This is a genomic window from Clostridium grantii DSM 8605 (genome assembly GCF_900129965.1).
In the GTDB taxonomy this organism is placed as follows: domain Bacteria; phylum Bacillota; class Clostridia; order Clostridiales; family Clostridiaceae; genus Clostridium_AF; species Clostridium_AF grantii.
In genome coordinates this window covers 1-9,052 of sequence record NZ_FQXM01000050.1, presented here as the reverse complement: position 1 = coordinate 9,052, position 9,052 = coordinate 1, and the positions used below count along the sequence as shown (strand labels likewise).

10 protein-coding genes and 2 pseudogenes are annotated in these 9,052 nt (G+C 30.8%); 4 read left to right on the top strand and 8 right to left on the bottom strand.

Going from position 1 to position 9,052, the window contains the following annotated elements; all coding sequences use genetic code 11:
- The 4 genes and pseudogenes from BUB83_RS21450 to istA all read right to left on the bottom strand — a co-directional run.
- Nucleotides 1-377: pseudogene (locus BUB83_RS21450) on the bottom strand (hypothetical protein); the annotation flags it as partial.
- A gap of 12 nt (nt 378-389) precedes the next feature.
- Nucleotides 390-956 carry an IS3 family transposase gene (locus BUB83_RS20415; RefSeq protein WP_159434128.1) on the bottom strand — a complete coding sequence of 189 codons (567 nt, stop codon included), beginning with the start codon at nt 954-956 and terminating at the stop codon, nt 390-392.
- Between the two features lie 384 nt (nt 957-1,340).
- The gene (istB, locus tag BUB83_RS20410) at nt 1,341-2,111 is read right to left on the bottom strand and encodes an IS21-like element helper ATPase IstB (RefSeq protein WP_073340943.1); all 771 of its coding nucleotides are present in this window, start codon (nt 2,109-2,111) and stop codon (nt 1,341-1,343) included.
- Between the two features lie 78 nt (nt 2,112-2,189).
- The gene (gene istA / locus BUB83_RS20405) at nt 2,190-3,743 is read right to left on the bottom strand and encodes an IS21 family transposase (RefSeq protein ID WP_073340942.1); all 1,554 of its coding nucleotides are present in this window, start codon (nt 3,741-3,743) and stop codon (nt 2,190-2,192) included.
- 71 nt (nt 3,744-3,814) lie between these two features.
- Here istA and BUB83_RS23025 point away from each other — a divergent pair, with 71 nt between their 5' ends.
- From BUB83_RS23025 to BUB83_RS20385, 4 genes are all read left to right on the top strand, one after another.
- Nucleotides 3,815-4,297 (top strand): DUF6431 domain-containing protein, encoded by a 483-nt coding sequence (locus BUB83_RS23025; protein ID WP_423231154.1) that lies wholly within the window; start codon nt 3,815-3,817, stop codon nt 4,295-4,297.
- Between the two features lie 105 nt (nt 4,298-4,402).
- Nucleotides 4,403-5,662 (top strand): DDE-type integrase/transposase/recombinase, encoded by a 1,260-nt coding sequence (locus BUB83_RS20395; protein ID WP_073340940.1) that lies wholly within the window; start codon nt 4,403-4,405, stop codon nt 5,660-5,662.
- Between the two features lie 13 nt (nt 5,663-5,675).
- A complete protein-coding gene (locus tag BUB83_RS20390; RefSeq protein ID WP_242950730.1) occupies nt 5,676-6,458 on the top strand; it encodes an ExeA family protein in 783 nt (260 codons plus the stop codon).
- A gap of 29 nt (nt 6,459-6,487) precedes the next feature.
- A complete protein-coding gene (locus BUB83_RS20385; protein ID WP_084133742.1) occupies nt 6,488-6,805 on the top strand; it encodes a DUF6618 family protein in 318 nt (105 codons plus the stop codon).
- A gap of 186 nt (nt 6,806-6,991) precedes the next feature.
- On the opposite strand, the pseudogene tnpA reads toward BUB83_RS20385, so the two are convergent.
- The 4 genes and pseudogenes from tnpA to BUB83_RS20365 all read right to left on the bottom strand — a co-directional run.
- A pseudogene (gene tnpA / locus BUB83_RS20380) lies at nt 6,992-7,435 on the bottom strand (IS200/IS605 family transposase); the annotation flags it as partial.
- Between the two features lie 272 nt (nt 7,436-7,707).
- Nucleotides 7,708-7,941, bottom strand: coding sequence for a hypothetical protein (locus BUB83_RS20375; protein ID WP_073340938.1), 234 nt, complete (start codon nt 7,939-7,941; stop codon nt 7,708-7,710).
- Between the two features lie 2 nt (nt 7,942-7,943).
- On the bottom strand, nt 7,944-8,429 hold the full coding sequence (locus BUB83_RS20370) for a DUF3990 domain-containing protein (RefSeq protein WP_073340937.1): 486 nt from the start codon (nt 8,427-8,429) through the stop codon (nt 7,944-7,946).
- Nucleotides 8,426-8,653, bottom strand: coding sequence for a DUF3791 domain-containing protein (locus BUB83_RS20365; RefSeq protein ID WP_073340936.1), 228 nt, complete (start codon nt 8,651-8,653; stop codon nt 8,426-8,428). Before BUB83_RS20365 ends, BUB83_RS20370 begins: the two co-directional genes overlap by 4 nt.
- Nucleotides 8,654-9,052 lie beyond the last annotated feature (399 nt).

Sequence of the window (9,052 nt, the reverse complement as noted above, 5' to 3'; positions counted from 1 at the left end):
TTGATTTCTACCTCCATATGAATATGATTTTCTTTTGCTGTAGAATACTTGCTATACAAAAAAGCCATTATTATTTTATTATCTAACTTTAACAATTCTTTCCATATATCCTCTCGGCTCACTTGCTCAATATATTCACTTAACTCTTTACTACAAGCATTATTTGATTTCTCATTCATGGCTATCAGTGTTTGTATATGACTTCTTTTAACTTCTTTACCAAAAGCTTCTGTTCTGCTTTTTATCATCATATCATATACATCATCAAATTCTTTAGTTCTATATCCATATCTAACTCCATCATATCTTGCTAAGTTTAAACTGTACCCCTTGTCAAGGACATTTTTAAATTTAAGCAATAGGGAACTTACGTTCACACAGTATCTCTTTTAGTTCTTTATAATATCTTCTAAAGGATATATTCCAGTAATTATATACTGGTAATATTCGTTAGGAGAAAGTTTTGCCAACTGCCATTGATATCTCTCGTTATTGTAATAATCTATCCAGTCATCAACAATAGCCTTAACTTCTCTGTACTTCTTACACTGACTAATGTCTATCTCATCTTTCATATGTCCAAAAAAGCTTTCCTGCGGAGCATTATCCCAACAATTTGCTTTTCTTGACATTGATTGTCTTAAATTGCAATCTCTAACCAACTGTATAAAACTTGTGCTTGTGTAATGGCATCCTTGATCACTATGTATTAAAGTCTCTGTACTAAGTTCTATTCCGTAGTTCTTTATAAGTTTATTCACAGTCTCTAATACAAAGTCAACTTCTAGTGAATCACTCAATGCATATGATAAAACCTGCTTTGTATATGCATCTAAAATAGTTGAAAGATAGCAAAAGGTGCCATTGTACGGTATGTACGTTATGTCTGTCAATAATACTTTCCTGGGTCCATGCTCCGTAAATTCTCGATTTAATAGATTTTTGTAGTACGTCAAAATATAGCTTTTGAAAACTACATTTCTACGTACAATTATAGCTATAGATATAATAATTATCTAGTCAGTACTTGCAGTTATATATTTCATAATAGTTCTATAGAAAACCTCCTAATGACTTGACATAATTAGGAGGTTGTTTTACGCTTATTAAAACTAAAGAAAGGAAAAGGAAGAACCCGCCGACCAAAGCAATAGTTCTTCCCACCAAAAATAAGAGCAATAGCTCTTATAACTCACTATTATGATAAGATTATTTTCTAAATTATGCAAGTATTTTAAACAAACTTCTTTTGAAAATGAGATAAATATTTTTGATGTGTATTCTATACATAATTTTTAGTCCAAACGATAATTAAAAACCTTTCCACCAAAAATTGTAAATTAGTTCTCTAGATTGTTAAGCCAATCTTTAGTTTCTTTCATCCTGTAAGAGTTTCCATTCATGTTAACAACATAAGATTTGTGAGTTAACCTATCGGTCATTGCTGCTGTCATAACTGGGTCACCAAATATTTCGCCCCACCTATCAAAAGAAAGGTTAGTAGTTATTATTGTAGATTTCTGCCCAGTCCTTAAAGATATATGGGTGAATAGAAGCTCCGCCCCCTCCTTGTCAGCAGAAATATATCCAAATTCGTCCAATATAACCAAATCATATTTAGAGAGTTTGTTTTGATATCCTCTTAAACTTTTATTTGATTTTAATTCTTTCAATTGTGTAATAAAAAGAGGCACAGTTGTAAATAATACTTTATATCCCTCTAAACATGCTTTTATTCCTAATGCTATGGAAATGTGGGTTTTCCCAGTACCACAATTTCCAGAAAATATTACATTTTGCCCATCCTTTATAAACTTTAGACTACTAAGGTGCTTTAATTTTAATTGAGCATCAGATGGCAAATCCTCAATAGAAATGTCTTCTAAATATTTTTTATAGGGAAATCTAGCTGTTCTAATTCTGCTTTGAGTTAAGTTGTAGCTTCTTATATCGCTTTCTTTTTGAAGGAGTCCATGTAAGAACTCCTCATAACTAAGATTATTAGCATTTGCATCTTCAATTGTTAATTCAATATCACTTTTTATAACTCCAAGTTTCATAGATTCAGCATATGTTTTTATTTCTTTAATTAATGAATTCTTAGAACTCATAAATATTCACTCCTTTGAATATTTTGCATCACATAAGGCATTTACTTCGAAATAGGTCTACTCAATAGAACTATTTTCTTAAGAGTTTAAAAGATTGTTAAATTCATTTAACATGTTAATAGAATTATCCATAATTTCATCATTATGATCTTCTAGATATATGATTTTAGGGTCATTTTTTCTAGAGCAAATAAACTCAATCTTATCAATGCTAATAGTAGTAGGGCATACTTCTTGTAAATTTTTTATGGCATTATTAACAGGTACAAGCCCATAGGTACCAACTAATTCAATAAGCTTTACAAAATCTCGCTCATTATTGTTAAAATATTTAAAATAAATCTCTTTTAGAATTCTATCCATTTGATTGAAAGCTGTGCTATTAACCAGAGCCTTCGGCTTTCTAAAAAGCGTTTTACAATAATGGGAAATATCTATATGCCATAGATTCATACCGTAAACCTTATCGTGCCTAGCTATTTCTTCTTCATTATAAAATACTAAAATTTTAGTAGTGTATATCTTACATCGTACCATTGTACCAACATAATCATCTGGTACGGAGTAATAACAAGAATTCACCATGATCGTTGAATATTTGGTTACTCGTAGGTCCGAAATAATAGCTGTCTCATATAAAGGCATATCTGGCAATAAGTACTCTCGTTCTTCATCTAATAATTGAAACGGTGACTTATTGGAATTGGATAAGTTTCTTGAATTTAATTTTTTTAGCACTTCATCAAGATAGGCGTTAGCCTCATTCAATGAGGAAAATGTGCAGTCTCTTGAAAATGCTTTCCTTCTTATAAATTCAACACTTCTCTCAACGTGACCTTTTTCATTGCCACTATATGCATTACAAAATCTAAACCTAAATTTGTAATATAGCGATAGCTTTGTAAGTGCCTCTGTTGGTTCCTTTAATGTATGCCCTACAAACTTTGCTACTGCAACTCTAGTGTTATCATACACCACTGTTCTATGATTACCTTTAATGTACTTGAAAAATGAGGCATGCGCTTCTAAAAAGCATCCTGTATTTTGTTTTGGAAACAATCTAGCCCACCTATAATTGCTATAAGCTGCTGCAAATACTGCTAATTGAAATTCTTTTATGCTACCATCATTCATTGTCAATTTAACTAGCCCAAAATCAAATTCTACTATATCTCCTGGAGTATATTCTTGACGTATATACGCTTCGCGTTTTTTTCTTTCGATGGTATTTACAGCCTTTACTACAGTGGCGTAGCTTATATTGTAGCCTTCTTCTATTAAAGTTTCATACATATCTATTTTTTTCTTTTGTTGCTTAGACAAGCCTGTGAGTCGCTTTTGTTCATTTTCTTTTAAAAATTCTTTAAGTCTTTCCAACACATCTTCTGTTAAAGCTTTCTTTATTCTTGGAGACGATAAGTACTTAGGTTTAGCTGTTATATCATCTATAATATTAGTTTTATCTATTTCACCTAAGTCAGATGTAACTTCGACTAACTTATTTTCATATTCTGTGATATATTTTCTGATGGTCTCTCTAGAAACACCAGTTTCTTTGCTTATTTGTCTCTGAGACTTACCTTCTCTAATATGTTTTAATACAATATCTTGTTTTTGATTCAAAATTATCACCTTCCGCACTTCCTTCTATATCCAATATTATTACCTAAATATTGTGTGTATAAAAGGTTTGGAAAATACTAGTGGGCAGGTTTTTAATTATTTTTTGGTACAGTTATAGTTTATCCAATACACCATTTGCATCCTATAAACGCCATCTCGTAACTTACTATAATAATGAGGTACGTAATAATATAATAACCATCTCTAGACTCATTTGTTCATCCTGTGGACATACCCATGCCATCCTACCTTCGGTAATTGTACCTTATATGTCATTTAGTTTTAAATTTACACTTTTTATTATCCATGATTATCTTGTAGGTAAGTTTAATTCAATAGAAGCTATGTGTGAACATTATGGTATCGCCATCTCTACATTCTATCGAATTTTAACAAAGTTTAAAGAGCATAAAAAGCTCTGGCTTGGTCTTTTAGAAGACAAGCTTATTTCAGCTCTAAAATTTCTACAGACTATTATGAACAGTACTTTTATTGAAATCGAGACATTTATAATAAACTTCTTAAATAGAACAGCTTTATCATTTTTTCAAGGAACATCATAATTTAGCTATAGTTAAATATTTTAATTTTTATTTTTAATTCACCACTTAATATGATAATGGTTATTAAAATCTGCACGTGATATCATTTTTATTGAGGTGATTTTAATGAATAACAAAGAAATGATTGAAATAGCATCAATTAGATTAGCATTAATAGCTCCTGCTATTAATAATACCTTCACAGAGAAATCTAAAATTGCTTATTATAGGCGTGTTTCTACTACTCCAGTAAAACTACCTAACGGTAATTCAGTTTTGTATAGCCCAGGAACGCTATCAAATTGGGAGTCAGATTATAATAGGTTTGGTTTTGATGCCCTTCTACCAAAAACGCGGAGCGATGTAGGAAAAACTAGAAAGTTAACTGATGTAGCTATAGAACATATTTTTACTCTAAAAAATACATTCCCTAAAATTAATGCCACACTTATATATCATAAACTTATCGAAGATGGTTTTATCAATGAAAAAAATGTATCCTTATCTACAATTCAAAGATTTATAAAAAATAATGATCTTAAATCAGCTAGATGCATCAACATGAAGGATAGAAAAGCTTTTGAAGAAGAGTTTGCAACTGGAATGTATCAAGGAGATACATGCTATGGACCTTATATAACTGAAAATGGTGAATGTAGAAGAACATATTTAATTATGCTAATTGATGATAAATCAAGGCTTATAGTAGGTGGTAGATTCTTTTATAATGATAATTCCTACAACTTTCAAAAAGTGCTTAAAGAAGCTGTGGCTAGATACGGAATACCTAATAAACTTTATTTAGATAATGGTTCTCCTTATAAAAATGAGCAGCTAAGCCTTATATGTGGCTCTCTTGGAATAGTAGAACTCCATACAATGGTAAGAGATGGAGCTTCAAAAGGTAAGGTAGAAAGGAATTTCAGGACATTAAAAAGTAGATGGTTAAATGCTTTAGATACAGAATCTATTTCCTCCTTAGCGGAGCTAAATGATGAATTATTTACCTATATTAATAAGCATAATATAACTCTTCATTCTTCCACAAAAGAGCGTCCTATTAATAGATATAAGAGCGATTTAGCTCATGTAAAAATAGCATCAGACAGTGAATGGTTAGCTAATTGCTTTATGAACCGTATAACCCGTAGGGTAAATAATGATGCAACTATAAGCATTGATAAAATATCTTATGATGTTCCTATGGAATTTATAAAGCAGAAAGTTGAAGTGCGATATCTGCCTGATGACATGGATAATGCTTATATTTATTATCAAAAGGTTAAGTATAGTATTAGAAAAACAAATAAAGTTGAAAATGGTAAAACCAAACGTAAAAATTCACTTAATATAAATTATTCAAAGGATGGTGTTAAATATGTTTAAGCAATTTTATGGTATGAGCTTAAACCCTTTTGAAAAAGGTATCAAGGAAAAAGATGCATACATTTCAAGAGATCTAAAGGAAATGATATCAAGACTTGATTATCTTAATGAAACTAGAGGGATTGGATTATTTACGGCTTCGCCTGGTAGTGGAAAAACCTTTGCGCTGAGATGTTTCACTAAAAAAGTCAATCCAAACTTAACAAAAGTTATTTACCTTTGTCTTACTACAGTAACTACTACTGAGTTTTATCGTCAGTTTTGTATTTCTCTAGGGCTTGAACCTTGTTCTCGTAAATCAGATATGTTTAAAAATATAAAAGACTATATGGAAAACATGAGTAGCGATAAGCGTGTACATTACATGCTTGTATGGGATGAAGCTCAATATTTGAGTACCGATATCTTAAGGGATTTGAAACTACTTACGAATTTTTCTATGGACTCAAAGGATTGTTTTTCACTGGTTTTGATAGGTCAACCTATACTAAACAATATCTTAGAAAAACAGATACACGAAGCATTAAAACAAAGAATTATAATAAATTATGACTTTGAAGGATTTTCAGAATCGGAGGCTATAGAATACATTCAGTCTAGATTGTCGCTTGCAGGTGCTTCTTCAGAAATTATTGATAATAATGCTGTTTTAGCTGCATATAGAAGCTGCGCTAGCTCAATAAGACGTTTAAATATGCTTCTAACAAAGGCTTTAATAATAGGTGCGCAGCACGAAAAAACAGTAATTGACACAGATATAATAATGGCTGCCGCCAATGAAATATCACTTCGTTAATTACAGATTATTTTCAGGGGGGATTGTCTATGCCAATTAGGTTTGAGTGTACAATGAAAAAAGGAAAAAAAACAGAAATTTGGTCTGGAATGATAACTAACTTAACTAAATTTGGTAGTCATTATGAATTTAAGATTGAAAGTAGAAGTGGATTTATTATAGTTATAGGTAGAACCAACTATGGTAATTTTGCTTGTATTCCTGACTATGATGTAGGCTGTCATCTATCTGCTTTAAGGGATTTATTTTGGAATTCTGAACGCTTGTGTACAATTATGAACAAAGTGGATGGGATAACTGTAGCTCATGCCTTAAAAGCAGTCGCCGAACATATTGATTTAAACTAACAAACTTAGGTAGCTATTATTGCTACCTCTTTTTATTTTTAAATAGCCTACATCTCAAAAATTCACTACTAATAAAATGAATTTTCCTTAGTGACAAAGTGACCTCATAGGAATAATTTGATGTGAATACTGTATTAATAATAGAAATAAACTGACGTTTTGATTAGCTATAATTTGACGTTTAACAGTAAACAGGTCAATATATTCTTTCAAACTCATCTGTTCATATGCTAAATCTTCTTGTATTTGATTCTTTATATATTCTTCTATAACCTTTTTATTTCTGCCAACTGTGTCAACATAATAACCCTTACACCAAAACTGTCTGTTTCCATATTTGTACTTTAAATTTGCATGCCTATCAAATATCATCAATGAACTTTTTCCTTTTAAATATCCCATAAATTGTGACACACTTAATTTAGGCGGTATACTTACAAGCATATGTATATGATCTTTACATGCATTTGCTTCAATTATTTCTACACCCTTGTGCTCACATAACTTCCTTATTATTTGGCCTATATATGCTTTTATTTTTCCGTATATTATTTGCCTTCTATACTTTGGTGCAAAAACTATGTGATATTTACAATTCCACTTACTATGTGCTAAACTACTATTATCCATTTTGGATATACCTCCTTTGTTGGTTGTGGTCGGCAAACCTACTTCCATTTTACATCGGAGGTTTTATTTTTTCTACTCATAGCTATAAGCTTTTTAGAACCACAGGTATAACCTGTGGTATTCAATATACAAGAAAAAAACATCAGATTTCTCTGATGTTTGATAACTTGGGCCCTATTGCGAGGGGAAATGCTTTATGCCCCGAGCTTGCTCTTCCTTAAGTTGATGGCTATGAGGGGTCGTTGTCAGGATTTGGATACGGAGTGGACAAATTATGACTTGCTTGCCTCTTCCATTTCTAATTCCATATAAATATAAGTTACCCCTTCATGCCAAAGCTTTGTATATTCTCTTTCTAAGACATCATATGTCTTAGAGTTATAAAAATCTAAAAGAGCTTCTTTTTTTGATATGCCGTGACTTTTTGCAAAACGATCTGCCACTTTAGCTGCTTTTAAAGGAATAAATATATGCACATTTTCTTGTGTTATTTTTGGTAAACTCATATCTACACTTCCTCATAATCAAGAAATTTTAGGTGATTTAAAGCTTTAACTGTATGAAATGAAACTTGGTCATTTAACTTGTAGGTTTTAAGTTCTTTAATTACTGTATCAAAATCCATAAATTGATTTTCAAAAGCATTTAAGCATGCATACACTCTATCATCCGCTACACACCCTTTAACTACATCAAATTCATGTATATATCCCTCTTGGATTCTATTATCAAGTACAAATTTAAGCCAACTCTTACTAGCTCCTCTAAATATTCTAACATTAAGATTATTTTTCTTAAGTATGTCCTCTTCAACTTCATATATACTAATTATTCCTTTATCTGAATTTTCTCTTCTGCTTTTAATTACTGCCCATTTTCTTGCCTGCTCCCTACTCGTTGTGGTATAAAATCCATGTCCAAAATCTAACGTTCTATTAGCTTTTAAGAGAATAGGATTATCTACTAACACATTACTACCATGATAAAGTATCATACCCCAATCCCCCTATTCTCTAGAAATAATTGTATTTCAGATATAATATACTCTTTTCCTTGAGTATGGAGTAAATCATAACATTCCATCAAAAAATCAATCACGCCATTTTCATTAAATAAATTAGCCACATCTTTACCTTTCATTCTATATTTAATTTTAAAATTTTCTATACAAAAAGAAACAAACTCTATTATTCTTTCATCCTCATTTAAATGTTCCATAAACTCACCTACACAATTTTTTATTTAATATTTATATATACTTATATTATATATCACTCTAAACATTTGTTAAACAAAAATTAGAATAAGATTTTTTCAAAATAATGTTTAAAATTCGCTAAATATTAATTTAGCATAAAAAGAACACGCTTCTCTATTGTAGAAACATGCTCTTTTTTCTCACCCTACGGGTCTTTTTTCAATTTTTTCTTCTTATTCTTTACTTTATATCTCCTAGTTATATCATCAGATTCACTTTTTCTTTACTTTTACTTTTTTCCTCTTCTACTTCATCTTCACCCTATTTGCATCGGATTCCATCCCTCGCAGAGCTTATCGCTCAGTTGTTCACGTTTCGTTCACAACAGCTTAGATTATTTTACCAGTTTTCCCCAAGGG